The 15,651-nt window shown below is 65.4% G+C and carries 21 protein-coding genes; 6 read left to right on the top strand and 15 right to left on the bottom strand.

Features of this window, described 5'->3' with window-relative positions; translation table 11 throughout:
- Positions 1-23: 23 nt before the first annotated feature.
- The gene (locus tag ACPPVQ_RS04645) at positions 24-998 is read left to right on the top strand and encodes a diacylglycerol/lipid kinase family protein (RefSeq protein WP_426519109.1); all 975 of its coding nucleotides are present in this window, start codon (positions 24-26) and stop codon (positions 996-998) included.
- A 23-nt stretch (positions 999-1,021) separates the two neighbouring features.
- Here the strand turns inward: ACPPVQ_RS04645 and ACPPVQ_RS04640 are convergent, their stop codons facing one another.
- The 3 genes from ACPPVQ_RS04640 to ACPPVQ_RS04630 form a co-directional block, all read right to left on the bottom strand.
- Positions 1,022-2,344, bottom strand: a complete 1,323-nt coding sequence (locus ACPPVQ_RS04640) for a diguanylate cyclase domain-containing protein (RefSeq protein ID WP_426519107.1) — start codon at positions 2,342-2,344, stop codon at positions 1,022-1,024.
- A 101-nt stretch (positions 2,345-2,445) separates the two neighbouring features.
- The gene (locus ACPPVQ_RS04635) at positions 2,446-3,240 is read right to left on the bottom strand and encodes an EAL domain-containing protein (protein WP_426519105.1); all 795 of its coding nucleotides are present in this window, start codon (positions 3,238-3,240) and stop codon (positions 2,446-2,448) included.
- A 119-nt stretch (positions 3,241-3,359) separates the two neighbouring features.
- Positions 3,360-3,719 (bottom strand): hypothetical protein, encoded by a 360-nt coding sequence (locus tag ACPPVQ_RS04630; RefSeq protein ID WP_426519103.1) that lies wholly within the window; start codon positions 3,717-3,719, stop codon positions 3,360-3,362.
- Positions 3,720-3,813: 94 nt separating this feature from the next.
- Here ACPPVQ_RS04630 and ACPPVQ_RS04625 point away from each other — a divergent pair, with 94 nt between their 5' ends.
- Positions 3,814-4,098 carry a hypothetical protein gene (locus ACPPVQ_RS04625; RefSeq protein WP_426519101.1) on the top strand — a complete coding sequence of 95 codons (285 nt, stop codon included), beginning with the start codon at positions 3,814-3,816 and terminating at the stop codon, positions 4,096-4,098.
- 193 nt (positions 4,099-4,291) lie between these two features.
- On the opposite strand, the gene ACPPVQ_RS04620 is transcribed toward ACPPVQ_RS04625, so the two are convergent.
- The 7 genes from ACPPVQ_RS04620 to ACPPVQ_RS04590 are packed head-to-tail and all read right to left on the bottom strand — an operon-like array spanning position 4,292 to position 9,689.
- A complete protein-coding gene (locus ACPPVQ_RS04620; RefSeq protein ID WP_426519099.1) occupies positions 4,292-4,993 on the bottom strand; it encodes a glycosyltransferase in 702 nt (233 codons plus the stop codon).
- A complete protein-coding gene (locus ACPPVQ_RS04615) occupies positions 4,990-6,246 on the bottom strand; it encodes a PIG-L family deacetylase (RefSeq protein ID WP_426519097.1) in 1,257 nt (418 codons plus the stop codon). The genes ACPPVQ_RS04620 and ACPPVQ_RS04615 overlap by 4 nt, the downstream gene beginning before the upstream one ends.
- A complete protein-coding gene (locus ACPPVQ_RS04610; RefSeq protein ID WP_426519095.1) occupies positions 6,243-7,262 on the bottom strand; it encodes a hypothetical protein in 1,020 nt (339 codons plus the stop codon). The genes ACPPVQ_RS04615 and ACPPVQ_RS04610 overlap by 4 nt, the downstream gene beginning before the upstream one ends.
- A complete protein-coding gene (locus tag ACPPVQ_RS04605) occupies positions 7,263-8,006 on the bottom strand; it encodes a DUF72 domain-containing protein (RefSeq protein WP_426519093.1) in 744 nt (247 codons plus the stop codon). It lies immediately after the preceding gene.
- Positions 8,003-8,569: a DUF3618 domain-containing protein gene (locus ACPPVQ_RS04600; protein WP_426519091.1), complete on the bottom strand. Its 567-nt coding sequence runs from the start codon at positions 8,567-8,569 to the stop codon at positions 8,003-8,005. Before ACPPVQ_RS04600 ends, ACPPVQ_RS04605 begins: the two co-directional genes overlap by 4 nt.
- Positions 8,566-8,982: a phage holin family protein gene (locus ACPPVQ_RS04595; protein ID WP_426519089.1), complete on the bottom strand. Its 417-nt coding sequence runs from the start codon at positions 8,980-8,982 to the stop codon at positions 8,566-8,568. The genes ACPPVQ_RS04600 and ACPPVQ_RS04595 overlap by 4 nt, the downstream gene beginning before the upstream one ends.
- A complete protein-coding gene (locus ACPPVQ_RS04590) occupies positions 8,979-9,689 on the bottom strand; it encodes a hypothetical protein (protein ID WP_426519087.1) in 711 nt (236 codons plus the stop codon). Before ACPPVQ_RS04590 ends, ACPPVQ_RS04595 begins: the two co-directional genes overlap by 4 nt.
- A gap of 164 nt (positions 9,690-9,853) precedes the next feature.
- On the opposite strand from ACPPVQ_RS04590, the gene ACPPVQ_RS04585 reads away from it, so the two are divergent.
- The 3 genes from ACPPVQ_RS04585 (at position 9,854) to ACPPVQ_RS04575 (ending at position 11,743) form a co-directional block, all read left to right on the top strand.
- Positions 9,854-10,345: a hypothetical protein gene (locus ACPPVQ_RS04585; RefSeq protein ID WP_426519085.1), complete on the top strand. Its 492-nt coding sequence runs from the start codon at positions 9,854-9,856 to the stop codon at positions 10,343-10,345.
- 97 nt (positions 10,346-10,442) lie between these two features.
- A complete protein-coding gene (locus ACPPVQ_RS04580) occupies positions 10,443-10,586 on the top strand; it encodes a hypothetical protein (protein ID WP_426519083.1) in 144 nt (47 codons plus the stop codon).
- 95 nt (positions 10,587-10,681) lie between these two features.
- Entirely contained in the window at positions 10,682-11,743 is a 1,062-nt protein-coding gene (locus ACPPVQ_RS04575) for a YihY/virulence factor BrkB family protein (protein WP_426519081.1), read from the top strand.
- A 55-nt stretch (positions 11,744-11,798) separates the two neighbouring features.
- On the opposite strand, the gene ACPPVQ_RS04570 is transcribed toward ACPPVQ_RS04575, so the two are convergent.
- From ACPPVQ_RS04570 to ACPPVQ_RS04555, 4 genes are read right to left on the bottom strand one after another with little or no spacing between them, the layout of a single operon-like run.
- Complete coding sequence (locus ACPPVQ_RS04570; RefSeq protein ID WP_426519079.1) at positions 11,799-12,524, bottom strand: anti-sigma factor; 726 nt, start codon at positions 12,522-12,524, stop codon at positions 11,799-11,801.
- Positions 12,521-13,123 carry an ECF RNA polymerase sigma factor SigK gene (sigK, locus tag ACPPVQ_RS04565; RefSeq protein ID WP_426521397.1) on the bottom strand — a complete coding sequence of 201 codons (603 nt, stop codon included), beginning with the start codon at positions 13,121-13,123 and terminating at the stop codon, positions 12,521-12,523. Before sigK ends, ACPPVQ_RS04570 begins: the two co-directional genes overlap by 4 nt.
- Positions 13,124-13,158: 35 nt before the next feature.
- On the bottom strand, positions 13,159-13,701 hold the full coding sequence (locus tag ACPPVQ_RS04560; RefSeq protein ID WP_426519077.1) for a hypothetical protein: 543 nt from the start codon (positions 13,699-13,701) through the stop codon (positions 13,159-13,161).
- Between the two features lie 38 nt (positions 13,702-13,739).
- Positions 13,740-14,153, bottom strand: coding sequence for a DUF4383 domain-containing protein (locus ACPPVQ_RS04555; protein ID WP_426519075.1), 414 nt, complete (start codon positions 14,151-14,153; stop codon positions 13,740-13,742).
- A gap of 205 nt (positions 14,154-14,358) precedes the next feature.
- Between ACPPVQ_RS04555 and ACPPVQ_RS04550 the strand changes: the two genes are divergently transcribed.
- Positions 14,359-15,114, top strand: a complete 756-nt coding sequence (locus ACPPVQ_RS04550) for an SDR family NAD(P)-dependent oxidoreductase (protein ID WP_426519073.1) — start codon at positions 14,359-14,361, stop codon at positions 15,112-15,114.
- Positions 15,115-15,139: 25 nt separating this feature from the next.
- Here the strand turns inward: ACPPVQ_RS04550 and ACPPVQ_RS04545 are convergent, their stop codons facing one another.
- Positions 15,140-15,445 (bottom strand): hypothetical protein, encoded by a 306-nt coding sequence (locus ACPPVQ_RS04545; protein WP_426519071.1) that lies wholly within the window; start codon positions 15,443-15,445, stop codon positions 15,140-15,142.
- Between the last annotated feature and the right edge of the window lie 206 nt (positions 15,446-15,651).

The raw sequence follows: 15,651 nt of genomic DNA, 5'->3' as shown, positions 1-15,651 counted from the left end.
CTCGCCAGCCCTTACGGTGAAGCATGCCCGAATCCCACGCTCGCCCGCGCCGTGCCGCCGTTGTCTTCAACCCGACCAAAGTGGACGAGTCCGCGATCAGACGCGCGGTAGCGGACGAACCCGGGACGGATGGGTGGGCTCCGACACTGTGGATCGAAACAACCGCTGAGGATCCCGGCTCCGGTCAAACGGAACGGGCGCTGGCCGAAGGGGCTTCGCTGGTGATAGCGGCGGGTGGAGATGGCACCGTGCGCGCTGTTGCCGAAGCACTGGCGGAAACGAACGTTCCCCTGGCCATCCTGCCCGCCGGGACCGGCAACCTGCTCGCCCGCAACCTCGGATTGACCATCGACGACCTCGTCGAGTCCGTGCGAACCGCGTTCACCGGCTCCGATCATCCCATCGACGTCGTCCGCATCGATATTCGCCGGCCCGATGCCTCGATCAGCCACCACGCCTTCGTCGTGATGGCCGGCCTGGGCCTCGACGCCAAGATGCTCAGCAAAACCGACGAGAAGCTCAAAGCGCGAGTCGGCTGGCTCGCCTACGTCCAGGCGATCATCCGGGCCTTGCGCGACGAACACCAGCTGCGGCTCCGGTTCTCGCTCGATGAGCGCAAACAGCAAGCCGTGCGGGCGCACACCCTCATCATCGGCAACTGCGGCACCTTGACCGGCAATATCGCACTCCTGCCCGATGCCGAAGTCGATGACGGGCTCTTCGATCTTGTGATGATGCGACCGCAGGACATCCTCGGCTGGCTTCAGATCGTCGGCAAAGTCTTCTGGGAGAACGGCGTACTGCGCCGGACCCCGGGCGGACGTCTCTTCATCACGAAAGACGTCCATGCCCTCCGCTATCTCAGGGGCAAGAAGTTGAGCGTGCGCCTGAGTAAACCCGAAGAGATCGAACTCGACGGTGACACCCTCGGGTACGCGACAGCAATCAAAGCCTGGATCGTCCCAGGCGCCCTGACCGTGCGCATGCCCGACGAATGATCGTCGATCGGGTCATGGTCGCGTCAGCGGGCGTCGAAGACGATCGCACGATCGCCTCCGCCCCGTTTCGCAGCGTACATGGCCTGGTCGGCCAGGCGGATGAGGTGGTCGGTCGGTGGGCCGTCGACTCCGGCTTCCGTGATCGCAATGCCGACGCTCGCGGTGATCTCCAGGCCAGCGGGAAGGCCGAGGAACGGCCGGGCGATGGCTGCCCGCGCCCGGTCTGCCAGCTCGATGGCGTCGGCCGTGTTGGCGACATGCAAGGCGGCGATGAACTCGTCGCCGCCGTAGCGTGCGATCGAGTCCTCCTGACGGAAGACGCCGGTGAGACGCTCCGCCACTTCCTTGAGGACGGCATCGCCCGTGGAGTGCCCGAGGTTGTCGTTGACAGCTTTGAACCCGTCGAGGTCCACGAACAGGACAGCGATCTGCTCGGTCGGCGCGCGCTGCGTCAGCTGGAGGTTCTCGTCGAACAACCGCCGGTTCGGCAGGCCGGTGACCTCGTCGAGCATCGCCGCCCGTCGCAGGCGCCCCTCCAAACGCAGGCGAACGAGGACCTGCCCTGCGAGCTGGGCGAGCGCTTCCGCCAACGGTACGGCCTGGTCGTCGAAGGTTCGGTGCTGGTCGAAGTAACACGCGAAGGCCCCGAATGGGGTTCCGTCTTCGATGATCGGCGCACCGATGACGGAGAACACGCCAGCTCGTCTGAAGACCTCACCCAGGCCGACGCCCGGCACCAACCTGTCAGCGTCATCGGGTGTCTCAACCGTCACCACCTGTCCGAGTTGCAAGGCGACGCGACCTCTCGGTGGGGCGTCGTCCGGCCAGACATCGGCCAGCCGGTTCTCGCCGGCGACCAAGGTGTAGTTCCCCTCCTCGCCGGTGTGTACGCTGCACGCGCTGGCGTTGAATGCGCGACGCGCAGTCTCGGAGAGGAGCTCGCCGAGCTCTTCCTCCGATCGTGTGTTCGCGAATGCGACGGATGCGGAGAGCAGGAGTTGCAGTCGCTCGCTTTCTCGTCGACCGAGCGCGCGTGTCTGATCACCTACCGCCGAAAGCTCGGGATCGAAAGCGACGATCGTACGCGCCCCGGATATCCGCACTGCACGGATCACTATGGAGCTCCGCGCCTCCTGATACCCGTGCGTCGTTGAAGCGAGGCGGATGCCTCCGGTGTTTCCGGTGGCCAGCGCCGCCGTGAGCGCATCATCATCGACGCCGAGCACGCTCGCCAACGGCATCCCCACCAGCGTTCCAGGGGACCGGCTTGCCCAGACTTCGAGCGCCACGTTGGCATCCACGATCACACGAGAGCTGTTGATGAGGGCGCGGGGAAAAGGTGCCATACGCGCGACTTCGTCGAGCATTTCCGGTCTCAACAGGGTGACATCTCAAAGTGCATGTCTCAGGGTGACTGTTCGCGACGCAATCGTCAAGTTTGCAAGTATTAGCGTTCTGTGTCCATGCCGGCGGCGGAGACCAACATGCCGTCCAAGTCGGCCTTGGTCGTCGGGCGTGAAAGCAGGTATCCCTGTCCGCGATCGCATTCCAGCGCACGTACCCTTTCGAGCTGTTCCGGGGTTTCGATACCCTCAGCGACCAGGCGCATACCTCGCGCTTTGCCGAATTCGACAGCGCGGGCCAGCTCTTCGTTGTTGTCGCCCCGGGATTCCCGGACGAGAGCCTGATCGATTTTCAGCTCGGTCGCCGGCAACGCGATGACTTGTTCGCGCGAAGAGTATTCGGACCCGAAATCGTCGACCGAGATGTTGACTCCGAGCCTGCTCAGGTCGTGGAGGGTATCGGCCGCCTCCGGAACGTCTGCGAGCGGTGTGGACTCGGTCAATTCCAACGTCAGCAACCGTGGACTCAGGGAGAGGTCCTTGAGCAGTCCACTGATCGTGGTCAGAATCTCCCGCGTGCGCAACTGGAGGATTGAGACGTTGACGGCAACCTCGATCTCGTGACCTGTGGCCTGCCAGTCCCGCGCCGCCTGGCAGCCGATCCGCAACATGACGTCCCCGATCCTGCCGATCAGGCCCAGGCGCTCGGCCATCGGGATGAACTCGGCTGGTTCGACCAGACCGAAGCGCGGGTGGATCCACCGGCTCAACGCCTCCGCCGCCACGATCGCCCCGGTCGCAAGTGAGTACTGCGCCTGGAACACCGCAACGATCTCGCCACGTCCTGCGGCACCGGGGAGGTCACGTTCCAGCTGGGTTCGGCGATCATCAGAGCGCACGAGAACCTCCCTGCCTGTGTCCGTTTGACCCAGTCTCCCCTATCGCCTCGGCAGGCCGGGGACCGTTGTCGAATTGCGCCCGGTGGTATAGGGTGTTGGCTCCGTGGTCGGGGTGTGCCCTACTTCGTATCGGTTTTAGCGTCGATCTTCTCGAGAAGCTCCTTGAGCGCCCGCTCGATCGAGGCGTGCTTGTATTGCCCGGCGCGACTTTCACCCGAAATGACGGCACAACGGTGCAGAGTCTTGAAGTCGCCGTACGGAAAGAGATAACGCCCCTTTGTGCCGTCCGTCTTCTCGGTGTCTTCGCCGAGGTGCCATCGTGCGTACTCGGCCATACCGTTCTTTTCGATGAAGTCGTTCTCTTGGTCAGCGGTGGGAGCGTGTTTGCTCCAGTCGTCGCGCTCGTCGTGAGTGACCTTGCTCTGGCGGAGGAGACCCTTTGCGTGCGACAGTGCGTTCTCATTCAGTCGGACAGTCATCCCCCAGACGAAAGCCCCACACTCGGCGGAAGTCAATCCCCCACGCATTCCGGGGGTGGACTTGCCAACCGCGCGCACCCGCGTACCGTCGGCGATGACAACGGGCCGCCCGCGCGGCGGCGTCAACACCGACTGGGAACGGGAGAACACTGTGGAAGGCACGAACGAGAACGAAGTGGTCACCGAATTCGACCAGACGAACGGAGAAGCTCCCGGAATCGACGGCGAAGACGGCGGCGCGATCGCCGACAACGACACCACGAAGCACGGCGTGCTCGCCGATCTGGTGCAGGACGTCGAGACCGGTTTTCAGGACCGTGACGACGATGCCTCCGACACGGATGCGGAGACTGCTTATAGCGAGGAAGGCAAGCCCTGAGGGGCGGCTTTCGAGCCGTACCGCGAATCGCCCCCGATTTCGACCCCTTATTCGCGGATCACACCTCCGGATAGGTTGAAGGCAACACCCCAGCGACCCGCCGGACCACATGATGCGGGCGGCAGACGGGCTACGCCGGTGTGTTGCGCCTCGGGCACGGCGCGGTTTCGCGTCGGGCCCGAGGCCAGGCCGTTCACACCTGAGCGGCGCGACTCGGTGTGAGTTCAGCGAGGTACTTCGCGTATCCGTCTCGGGCGCGACCCGAAAGCCGGCCCGAGGTGGTGACGGGATGCGCCTCGGACTCAGCAATCGGCACGCCACGATGCCGAAGGCGAGCGACCAGGTCCACATCCTCCCCCGTTGCGAGGAATGAGAACCCACCGGCTGCCGCATAGGCGGAGCCGAGCATCCCGAGGTTCGCGCCGTGTACATGGCCCACGGTGGCTCCCGGCGGATGGGTGAGCTCCCAGGCGAGCCGCCGCTCTTCATCGAGTTCGCGCAGGGCCGGAACCACTGCACCGACGAAGACCTGCGCCCCCTCGTGTGCCGCCCGCACGTGTTCTGCGAGCCAATCGGATGGAACAACGCTGTCGGCATCGGTGGTTGCGAACCAGGTCGTGTCCAGACTTCCGGCAAACGTCGCGAGTGCGTGCGAGAATCCTCGCGCGCGGCTCCGGCCGACATTCGCAAAGTCTTCTTCGATGACCACCGTGTCCGCGAATGAGGTGGCGATTTCGGCGGAGTCATCGGTGCACGTATCGAGAACGAGCACGAGTGACGTGGGGATGCTGACCCGATGCGCGGCGCGCTGCACGGATGCGAGGCACTGGGCCAGTGTTCCAGCCTCGTCACGGGCCGGGATGACGACCACGATGCGTTCGATCGCTGTCGTCACGTGAAAATCTCGAGCATGAAGTCGGCCTCGCGATGCTCGACGACCGAGGCGAGTCCCGAGGTGCGGCGGAACGTTTCGTGGACCTCCGACGCCGACTGGGCGAAGTCCTCCGACAGGCCCAGCCAATGGCAGAGAAGTACGGTCCCGCCCGGCCGCAATGCTTCCCGGCAACGCTCGATCGTGCGCACCCACTGGTCCCCGGGGAGGTAGTAGCCCACCTCGGAGATGACGATCAAGTCGAAGGTTCCGGCGGGCCAGTCGTCGGGGATGCGCATCCGCGTGACCTGTGCATTGCTCACACCCGCGAGTCGGTGCGACGCTGTAGCGACGGCCGCCGGTGCGTGGTCGACGGCGATCACCTGGTCGCATCTCCCGGCCAGTGCGGCCGTCGTCTCACCGATCGAACATCCCAGTTCGAACGCTCGCCGATACCGCTCGTGCGGGAGTGATGCGAGCGTCAGTTCGCGCTTGCGTCGTTCGTACCATCGCGTGCGAACGGACCACGGGTCGTCGGATTGCCGGTGCAGTTCTTCGAAATGCGCCTCCAGCGAAGCCTGTTCGGGCCTGATGAGTGACTCAGGAAGGTTCGTGATCTGCTGCACGAACCCGGGCGTGAGCACGCCGTCAGGGTTCGACTGCGACTCCAGCTGGCTCGTGAAGCGCGAGATCGCCGCCGCTTTCGCCTGGCGTTCGCTGTCGGAAAGTGAAACATCGATCAGCCGGGTCCAGGGAACATCCTCTGGCGTGCCCCACTGCCACAGCCAGATCGGATAGAACAGCGCTCGCGCGCCGATGCGCCGCACCGCTTCTCCAACTTCGCTGCCGAGGGTGCGGTGGTCGCCGTGCCGATCACCCGGCCAGGGGGCGAGGATCAGGCATCGATCACCGCACTGCGCGAGAACGTCGTCGATGCACGCGCGCAGTCGCTCGGTTTCATGTTTCAGGCCGCCGTCGGATAGGCCGAGCAGTTCGACGGTCGCCGGCGCGCCGAGCTCGAGCAGGGCGCTCTCGAGTTCCTTCACCCGGTCCGCGCCCCCGGTTGTGACGATGACGCGAACGGGGACGCCTTCGGACGCGACGCGCGCGATCAGTCCGCCGACACCGAGCGTTTCGTCATCTGCGTGAGCCGAGAACACGACGAGCTCATCGACGACGCCGAACTCTGTTCCGTCGAGCGCAGGTATGCGAACCCACTCCGCTCGCGCGGCCCAGCTGTCCGGACTCGTCACCGTCACGCGTGCGTCGAATGTCACCACCGGATGCTCGTTTCGCCGAGGTGCGAGACGAGTGAGACATCATCAGGCCCGCGGTGGTACTGCGAGATATACATCTGCAGGTCGGCCGCGCGCCTCGCTAAGGACTCGTCGAATCCGAAGACGGCCGGCCCGAGAATATCCTGGGCTGCCGAAAGCGTCGCAACCGCCCCATCCGCCGCCGCGCCGCGCACCGAATGGGCGAGAACCGCCGCACCGTGCTCGTCCACCTGATCGCTCTGACTCATGTCGTCGACCACATCCGCGGCGCGCGCGAGAAGGATGCGCACGCCGTCGATAGCGCGGAAGATTACGCCCACCCGGGCAACGACCAGCGGACTCGCTGCCTCCCTCGTCGCCCGCGCGAGAAGGGCATCGAAGAGGGGCAGACATCCGCCCCACCACGCGGCAGCGACCCCGATCGCGCCCCAACGGAAACCGGGCCGCGAAAGGTACCAACCCGGCTCACCGACCGGCATCGCCTCGGCATTCTCGAAGCGAAGGGGTCCGCTCGCCACGTCTGCAAGCCCACGCGACACCCACGGTGTCTCTTCGGCCGTGACCGATGCCTGTGTGAGGTCCACCCGGAACAGTCGGCGTTGACCCGCTTCGGTGTGAGCGGTGACCAACGCATCCGTCAGTCGACCGCCGAGTGAGCACCACGGTTTCACCCCGGTGAGAATCCACGAAGACCCGCGAGGCTGAGCGACGACGACGGCATCGGGCGCTTCGGCGGCGAAGACCCCCCACGTGCTCCCCTCACCCGTCTGTGGGAGCCCGGCTTCGGCGAGGATGGCGAGGGCATCGAGATGCGGTTCGAGCACACGTGCCGCAGTGACATCGGCAGCCGCTGCGCGCGAGAGCAACCGGTAACGCTCGGCGGTGCCCCCCGCACCCGAGCCGGGAAGCGGAGCGATCGTTCCGACGTCGATGTGCTGAAGCACCTCGAGGAGCGGCGCCACCTGGCCTTCACACGTGGCCGCCGCTTCCAGATAGCTTCGGGTGTCCGTTGTCACCTAGCGCACCTCGACCCCGCTGCGAGCGAGAATGCCGCGCAAGCTTTCCGCGTTCCGCACGGCGTTGCCGGCTCCGTCGTTGTTGAAGTAGATGTAGACGTCACCCATCCGGTTCCATTCCGCCGCTCGCTCCGCCCACCAGTGAAGGTCGGCGTCGCTGTAGGAGCCCGCATAGAGATGGTCGTGGTCCGGGCCATGCATCCGGATGTAGACGATGTCGGAGGTGGCGCGCAGGATGCACGGAAGATCAGCGCCGCTCATCACGCAGTAGATCGCGTTGTGGCGCTCGAGCAGACGGAAGACGTCCTCATGATTCCAGGTCGGATGCCGCAGTTCGACGGCGACACGAATCCACGGCGGGAGCGACCCGAGAAAGTAGTCGAGACGCGCATCGTCGCGTTCGAACGCGGGCGGAAGCTGGACCAGGAGCACGCCGCGCTTGTCGCCCAGCTCATGCCAGGCAGACGTCATCCGCGGCACCCATGTCTCCGGCGCATGCAGTTTCTTGCCGTGTGAGAGCCCGCGCGGCGCTTTGACGGACATCCGGAAACCGTCTGGAAGCTGCTCTCGCCACGTTGCGAACGAGGCATCGCGCGGCCACCTGTAGAAACTCGCGTTCAATTCGACGGTGCAGAATCGTGCGGCATAGTGGTCGCGTCGGCGCCACGTCGGCAAGCCGTCGGGATAGAGCACGCCGACCCAATGGTCGTAGCTCCATCCCGACGTGCCGATCCAGATCGTCACGACGACGCAGTGTGCTCCTGAACAGCGGCCTTGCCGGCTGCCGCCTGCGCTGTGACCCCGTCGGCGGCGTCGGCCGCTTCGGCTTTCACGGAATCGACCGCGTCGGTGGCCGACGATTTGACCGCGTCGAACGCGTTCTGCGCGGGCGCTTTCAAGTCGTTCGCCATCTCCTTGGCCGTGGAGGCCAGGTCGTCGACGATGGGCTGCGCCGCGTCTTTCACATTCGATGCGATCCGCTTCTCGGCGTCGCTGGCGGGAATCAGCGATGCGGCGAGCCAGCCGATTCCGACGGCGATGAGGCCGACGGCGAGCGGGTTGCCTGTGACCACACGTTCGGTCTTGTTCGCCGCGCCGGCCACCGTGTTCGACACCGAATCCTGCGCATCCGAGACGCTGCCCATCACGTGTTCACGCGCCGAACGCAACCCGTCTTTGACTTTGTCCACCTGGCGTTCGGCGACCTTGGCAGGACTGACCTTGTCCGCGAGCGCGTCGACGTCGGTTCCGAGTTCGCGGCGGGTCGCCTCGATGTCGGCGCGGATCTCATCTGGGTTGTTACTCATCGGTTCTCTTCATTCCGTTTCAGTGTTTCGGGGATCTCTTTGAGGGTGTCAACCGTCTGGGGCGTACCCCTGATGGATTTGATGGCCGTGCGGCCCTGGAAGTAGAGCACGAGGCCGACGATCAGCCAGATGGCCGCGACGATCAGACCTGACCACGCGTTGCCGACGAGGTAGCCGAGCCCCCACCACGCAGCGATCGAAATGAACAGGATGCCCATCATGGCGGCATATCCAGCCCCGCCGAGCAACCCTGCACCTTTGCCTGCGCGCGTGGCGGACTCTCTCAGTTCTGCCTTGGCGAGTTCCAGCTCCTGCCGCATCAGGGTCGAGACGTCGCGGGTGACTTCGCTGAGGAGGTCGCCCAGCGACGTGTCCGCCGCTTTCTGCTCCGAGGGGGTCGGTATGTCCGTCATGGGGTGACATCCGTAATGTCATCAGCGCGATCGGTGACGAGCGCGGAGTACAACGGCGTCGCGGCCGGATCGGTCGGCGGTTCTGAAGCGAAAGTCGACGCGTTCTGGATGCTCGGCGTGCGTGGTTCCGGCGGCCGCACCGGCGACTGTCCTGCCGGCAGTCCTGTCGGCTGCTCGTCAACGGTTTCGGGTGCGCCGCTTGCAAGGGAACGCGTCAGACGACCGGCCACAGCTCCGGCGGCGACGGCCATCGCGATGAACGCTCCCGGTCGCCGCGCGGCATACGACTTGAGTTCGGTGATCAGCGAACCGGGGTCGCGTGCGTCCAGGTACGACGCCGCACTGCCTGCACGCACTGCAGCATTCGCCACGAGGTCGGCGGCGAGACCGCCCGACGAACTGCGGGCCATCTCTCCGAGTTGCTGGCTGAGGGACTGGAGGCCGTCGGCGACACGCTGCTGCTGAACGATCGCCTGCTCGCGCAGTTCGGCCTGTGTCTGGCGCAGAAGGTCGGCGCCTTGCGCCTTCGCCTCGTCCACGACGTCGGCGGCACTGTCCTTCGCGGTCTCCATGACGCGCTGGCTCCCGGCGACGGCTTCGTCTTTCACCGCGCCGGCCTGCTCGGCGACGACGTCTGTGGTCGACTGGTCGGAGCCGGCATCACCCGGAAAGGCGTTCGGTGATGCCGCGGGATAGGTGTCTGTCATGATGTGTTTCCTTCGAGTCGTTCGCGGTCAGGACGTCGGGCGCGACCGCATGGATGGTCTCCAGTTTTCGTCGGCGATACGTTCACGACAAGGGATTGTGATTTCCTCGAACGGCGGGTACCGCGTGTGCCACTAGCATCGGAACCACCGAGCGGAGGGTGCTGATGCTGCTTCAAGAGATCGAGTCCATGATTCGGCACGCGAGCGGCGAACTGTGGGGCGAGTTGCCGATCTGGGCCCAAACGCCGCCGATCGGGCATCGTGCACTGTCGGCGCTGGTTCTCGCGCTCGGCGACAGCGATCCCCGATTCATTCATGTTCGCGCGAAACCCGATTCGGCCGCTTTCAGTCTCTGGGTCTTCACCGACACCGAGTTGATCCTTGTCGCAAACGAGACCGCAGAATCCGTGCCGTCCGTCGATTTCGTTGATCGACGCAGCCTCGTCAAGGTCAGCATCACATCGACTCCGATAACCACCGTGACCCAGCACGGTGCTGCCGCTGAGCCGTTGACCTTCCGGGTCGCCTATCCGGACCTCGACCTGGAGTTGTCGACGCGCGATGTTGACGACCGTTCACGCAGACGCGACATCGATGGCTTCCTGCGCTCCATCCTGAACGATCTGCCTTCGCGGCGGGACGGGGCGGGAAGATGACCGAACGGTCCGCCGACCCATTGACGTCGCCTGCCGGCGGTGGTTCATTCGGGTGAGTCGCCACGATCGTGGCGACTCCGACGACAGGAGTCCGCCCGTGAACGACACGTCCAGAAACGCAGGCTCACCCGACTCGAAGGACTCGGGGAAGCCAGACCCCGACGACCTTCCCGACGGTTCGTCCTCCGACAGCTCCGATGACACGGAACGGGATACCGCTTCGGGCGGCCCGGCCGACTAGAAGAAGGGATCCCTCCAAGCGCCTGATGTCAATCACTTACCCTCGCGTGTTTTTGCGAGTTGCGTGGCTTCGATACTCCTCGGAAGGACGAGCCAATGAGCGACATCGGAGCCAGCGAGCGACTGGTCGACGCCCCCTCCCCCAATGACTCCCGCAAACCCGACAGCCCTGCGAGGGTCGAGCGGCCTTCCTGGAAGATCGTCGCCAGGCGGACCTTCCGCGAGTTCAGCACCGACAAATGCACCGACATCGCGGCGTCGCTGACGTACTACGGCATCCTTTCCATCTTTCCCGCGATTCTGGCACTCGTCTCACTTCTCGGGGTCGTCGGGCAGGGCCGCCAAGCGACGGATGCTCTGCTCGGCATCCTCAGCAGCGTGGCGCCTGGCTCCACGGCGAAACTGTTGCGTGGGCCGATCGAGAACGCGGTGAACTCGCCGGCATCCGGCTGGGCGCTCGTGTTCGGAATCGTGCTGGCGATCTGGTCGGCGTCCGGCTACATCGGAGCATTCTCGCGTGCGATGAACCGGATCTACGAAATCGACGAGGGACGCCCGTTCTGGAAACTGAAGCCGCAACAGCTTCTGGTCACCGTCATCGCACTCATCCTCGTGGCCGTCGTCGCCCTCATCCTGGTCGTGTCCGGGCCGGTCACCCGCGCAATCGGTGACGCGCTCAGTCTGGGATCCCTTCCACAGACCGTGTGGGAGATCGCGAAATGGCCGCTTCTACTTATCGTGGTCGTCGCAATCATCGCGATCCTCTACTACGCCACACCCAATGCCAAGCAGCCGAAATTCCGCTGGATCAGCATGGGAGCGCTGATCGCGATCCTCGTACTGGGCATCGCGACCCTTCTCTTCGGCCTCTACATCGCAACATTCGCGAACTACGCCAGAACCTACGGGTCCCTGGCCGGCGTGATCGTCTTCCTCCTCTGGGTCTGGATCGCCAACCTCGCCCTCCTCTTCGGCGCCGAGTTCGACGCGGAGATGGAGCGCGGTCGCGAACTCCAGGCCGGCATCGCGGCGGAAGAGAACATCCAGCTCCCGCCGCGCGGCACGAGCCGGAGCGAGAAGTCCGTCGAGAAGGAGCAGATCCTCATCGACGAGGCGCGCGAGATACGCGAGCGCGCCGGCCGCCCCGACGAAGCGTGACCGAAGCTGCACGGGCCCACCCGCTCGCCGACCGCGTGGCTTTCGTCCTGCAGGATCAGCTCGTGGGGATCGTGACGATGGGCGTGCTGGTGGGCGAACCTGTCGGGGAACCGCCGTGCGGTTCGACCGTGACGGCGATAGTGTCACCTGCCTGCATCGATCCACTCAATGGAGCGGTGGCGTTGCCGTCGGTGGTCGTGAAGGTGCCGGCCGACGTCGGGGTGCCGTCGCGCACGTACCAGAGTTCGAAGACCTTGTCGGAGGGGATCGTCACCATTCCGTCGGAGACGAGCACAGCCTTGCCGAGCGTGTCCGACCAGTGGACAGTCGCCGTCCCGCCACCAGCGACCTTCTCCGTCGCAGAATCGGCGTCGGATTGGCGCTGGATCTGCGCCAATGCGGTGTTGGATGCCGAAGGCCCGGTGAGCTGGGCTGCGAAGAGCGCCGCCACACCGCCGACGACGAGGAGGACGATGAGGGATGCCGCAAGCGCGAACCAGCCTCGCCTCGCCATCGACCGTCGCGGCGTCGGCGCCTCCGTAGAAGCAGTCGTCTCGCTTTCACGGCCGATCTGATCGAAGACCTTCGCGCGCAGCTCGGCTGGAGGTGCCACTGATGCGACGGCGCCTCCGAGGAGGGCCGAGGTTTCCAGGTCGGCGCTGGCGTCGTCGGCCCACTCAGGGTGGGCGGCTATCGCCTCGGTGAAGAGCTGCTCGTCGTCAGCGGAGAGCGCGTGGAGGGCATGTCCAGCGGACAGTTCGAGGAACTCCTGTCGATTCATGTCCTCACCCCCAATCGGTCTCTGAGACGGGCCAGGCCGTCCCGCATTCGAGTTTTGACGGTGCCGAGCGGCGTTCCCGTCAGCACGGCGATCTCGCTCTGGCTGTATCCGCCGAAGTAGGCCAGCATGAGCGTTTCGCGCTGCGTGTCGGAGAGGTCCGCGAGCGCTGCGTTGACCTGTTCGGCTTCGACGTGCAACTCGGCTTGCTCGGCGACGGCGTCATACGCGACACCGAGATTTTGGCGACCGACCCGGATGTCTCGGTCGGTCGCCGATTGCGATGCACGTACCCGGTCGATGGCCCGTCGATGTGCGATGGTCAGCAGCCAGGTTCGTCCTCGCCCTTTGTTCGGAGCGAACCGGGATGCGGATTGCCAGGCCTCGAGCAAGACCTCCTGCAGCACCTCTTCGCTTTGCGCTCGGTCGACAAGAATCCGCACGATGAGGCCGAGCATTCGTGGGGCCATGAGGTCGTAGAGCTGCGAGAACGCGTCACGGTCTCCGTCGGCGGTGCGAACGAGGAGCAGCCCGACCTGGTCGATGGGATCGGGTTGATATTCGGGTTCGTCCAGCCCGTCGATCACCACGGATTCCACGATGTCGTCTCTGGAAGCGATTCGAGCACGCGACACGCTCAATGGTGGTGATGGACCGTCACCGCGACGACACCCGCCTCGGTGAGACCGAGCGCCGGGATCGTGATGAAGCTGACCGCGCTCGCGCTCAGGATCAGGGCGAGCACAAAGCGCACAGCCCCCGTCTGCTGCGAGGCCGGCTTGCGGCGGCGCACGAGGACGGCCGTCGAGACCGCGATCGCGACATCGAGAAGGGAGGCCGCGCCCATCGGAGCGAGGGACAGACCGATCACGGTCCCCGTCGTGGCCGACGCACCCGCAACAGCGAGCCCGGCCCAGAGAACGAGCGGCGCGAGGGCGAGCGCCGGTGCGACCTCGAAGAACGGCGGCCGTTCCCTCGCCAGCGTCGCGACGGCCCAGGCGAGCTCGGAGGCAGCGATGAGTACGAGAAGACCGAGCAACAGAGGCGGTGCGTCGGGGGCGAGGGCCGCGTGAAGCAACCCTGCCCCCAACGCGGCCACGGCGAGGAAGGCGCGGACCGCCGGCGCGGCCGACAACCGCTGCGTCGGCTGGGCAGCGGCCGGAGCGGTCCGCGTGTCCATCGTCATCCTGCTCAAGGGAAGCGCCGTGGTCCGGCCGGTCAGACGGTGACCGAGGAGGAGCGCACAGTCCGCTCGGCGCCGAGACCGACACCGAGGAGCACGATCGCGCTCACCAAGTGGAGGAAGTGGTCGGGGGTGTTGAGGGCGAGGATGTTCGCGGCCGTCCCGACCAGGAAGAATCCGATGATACCGAGAAGCAGGTAGACCGCGCCCACGGTGATGTTGACGGCCTTTGCCGCGGCGGCCCTGGTGAGTCCGGCGATGAGCAGCGCCGCGCCGATCAGCAGGTGGGCGATGTTGTGGAGCGGGTTGACCTCGAAGATGCCGAGGATCAGACCGCCCTGGGTGGCCACGAAGCCGACGCCGCCGGTGAAGGCGAAGCCGAGCAGGCCGACCAGCAGATAGACCGCGCCGAAGATCGTGGCGACGAGCCGGTTCGGTGATGTGCGCATGTGTCATTCCTCCTTGGAAGACGGCGCGCGGCGTGCGCGCCTCGACTGTTGTTCGGAGACTCCTCCGAATCGGATTGGGGCGCACTCCCGAACACATCGGGGCAGTCGCGGCGAACGTGAAGCAGACGGGACCTCAGGCTCTTCCCCGTCGGCCCGGCCCGCTGTTAACTGAAGCGAGGCACTCACTCAGAATGAAAGGCAGCTCATGGCAACCTACGACGTCGCAGGACGTTCCGCCATCGTGACCGGCGGTGGATCAGGCATCGGCCGCGCGGTCGTGGTCCTTCTGGCGGCAAATGGCACAGAAGTGCTGGTCACTGATCTCAACGAACAGGGCGCCGAGTCAGTCGTCGACGAAATCGTCGCGGCCGGCGGAGTCGCCAGCCCGATGGTCGGGGATGTCACGGACCCGGCCTTCTGCCGCGCGTGCGTCGACGCTGCCAACGCCCTCGCTCCCCTTCGAATCGCCGTGAACAATGCCGGAATCGGAGGAGAGGCGGCCGCGATCGGCGACTACTCCCTCGAGAGCTGGCGCAAGGTCATCGAGGTCAACCTGAACTCCGTTTTCTACGGTCTCAAGTATCAACTGCCTTCCATCGGGGAGAACGGCGGGGGTTCCATTGTGAACATGGCCTCCATCCTCGGTAGCGTCGGTTTCGCATCCTCGTCGGCCTACGTCAGCGCGAAGCACGCGCTGCTCGGACTGACCCAGAATGCTGCGCTCGAATACGCCGATAAAAAGGTGCGCGTGACCGCCGTCGGGCCGGGCTTCATCCACACTCCGCTGATCGACGCGAACCTCGACGCCGCCACCCAGGAGTACCTCGCCGGCAGGCATCCGCTCGGGCGGCTGGGCGAACCGGATGAAGTGGCTGCGCTCGTCGCGTTCCTCGCGTCGGACGCTGCATCCTTCATCACCGGGAGCTACCACCTGGTCGATGGCGGTTACGTCGCCCAATAGGCACAGGTACCCAGGCACGCGAGAGTCAGAAAGGACCTGAGTCGAAAGGGTCTCCTACGAGTGACTTGAGACCGTGCTCAGGGCAGTTGTATGCGACCGAGAGGCGACCCTGGGCCTCGAAGACATCTGGCTCAAGATGAGCGCCGCACGTCGGGCAATTCGGGCCTTCCGGCAGACCGTCCTCGTCGACCGGGTGACGCGACGCAAGCTCGTCGAGTGCCTCTTGCTCCTCGTAATCGGCACCGGTGCCGCTGCGCACCTCGCCATCAAGCGCGCGCTCGACGAGGTATCGCCGCTCGTCGGGCGTCATCGGGTCGTCGCCAAGTCTCATCGTGGTCGGAATGATACGCCAACCATGTGTAGGGCCCTTCGCGCTTCCGCAGCGACGATGGAATCCAAACCTGCCCGCAGGGAGCGGCGCGCTTCACCAGCTGGCTCCTCACGGAGCTCAGGCTCTGCCAACGCGATCACGTCTCGGCTGCGCTTCAACCCTCGTCCGACTGGGGGACGCGCGGCGCGTTATCAGCTGCAGCCTTT

This window comes from Leifsonia sp. McL0618 (assembly GCF_049994905.1).
Classification (GTDB): Bacteria; Actinomycetota; Actinomycetes; order Actinomycetales; family Microbacteriaceae; genus Diaminobutyricibacter.
The sequence above is the reverse complement of the archived record's forward strand: the minus strand, read 5'-3'. Positions and strand labels throughout refer to the sequence as shown.

Coding starts and splice junctions, on each gene's coding strand:
- ACPPVQ_RS04645 (WP_426519109.1), top strand. CDS start 24: ATGCCCGAATCCCACGCTCGCCCGCGCCGTGCCGCCGTTGTCTTCAAC.
- ACPPVQ_RS04555 (WP_426519075.1), bottom strand. CDS start 14,153: ATGCGCACATCACCGAACCGGCTCGTCGCCACGATCTTCGGCGCGGTC.
- ACPPVQ_RS04585 (WP_426519085.1), top strand. CDS start 9,854: ATGCTGCTTCAAGAGATCGAGTCCATGATTCGGCACGCGAGCGGCGAA.
- ACPPVQ_RS04570 (WP_426519079.1), bottom strand. CDS start 12,524: ATGAATCGACAGGAGTTCCTCGAACTGTCCGCTGGACATGCCCTCCAC.
- ACPPVQ_RS04560 (WP_426519077.1), bottom strand. CDS start 13,701: ATGGACACGCGGACCGCTCCGGCCGCTGCCCAGCCGACGCAGCGGTTG.
- ACPPVQ_RS04575 (WP_426519081.1), top strand. CDS start 10,682: ATGAGCGACATCGGAGCCAGCGAGCGACTGGTCGACGCCCCCTCCCCC.
- ACPPVQ_RS04595 (WP_426519089.1), bottom strand. CDS start 8,982: ATGACGGACATACCGACCCCCTCGGAGCAGAAAGCGGCGGACACGTCG.
- ACPPVQ_RS04545 (WP_426519071.1), bottom strand. CDS start 15,445: ATGAGACTTGGCGACGACCCGATGACGCCCGACGAGCGGCGATACCTC.
- ACPPVQ_RS04550 (WP_426519073.1), top strand. CDS start 14,359: ATGGCAACCTACGACGTCGCAGGACGTTCCGCCATCGTGACCGGCGGT.
- ACPPVQ_RS04590 (WP_426519087.1), bottom strand. CDS start 9,689: ATGACAGACACCTATCCCGCGGCATCACCGAACGCCTTTCCGGGTGAT.
- ACPPVQ_RS04640 (WP_426519107.1), bottom strand. CDS start 2,344: ATGGCACCTTTTCCCCGCGCCCTCATCAACAGCTCTCGTGTGATCGTG.
- ACPPVQ_RS04630 (WP_426519103.1), bottom strand. CDS start 3,719: ATGACTGTCCGACTGAATGAGAACGCACTGTCGCACGCAAAGGGTCTC.
- ACPPVQ_RS04625 (WP_426519101.1), top strand. CDS start 3,814: ATGACAACGGGCCGCCCGCGCGGCGGCGTCAACACCGACTGGGAACGG.
- ACPPVQ_RS04600 (WP_426519091.1), bottom strand. CDS start 8,569: ATGAGTAACAACCCAGATGAGATCCGCGCCGACATCGAGGCGACCCGC.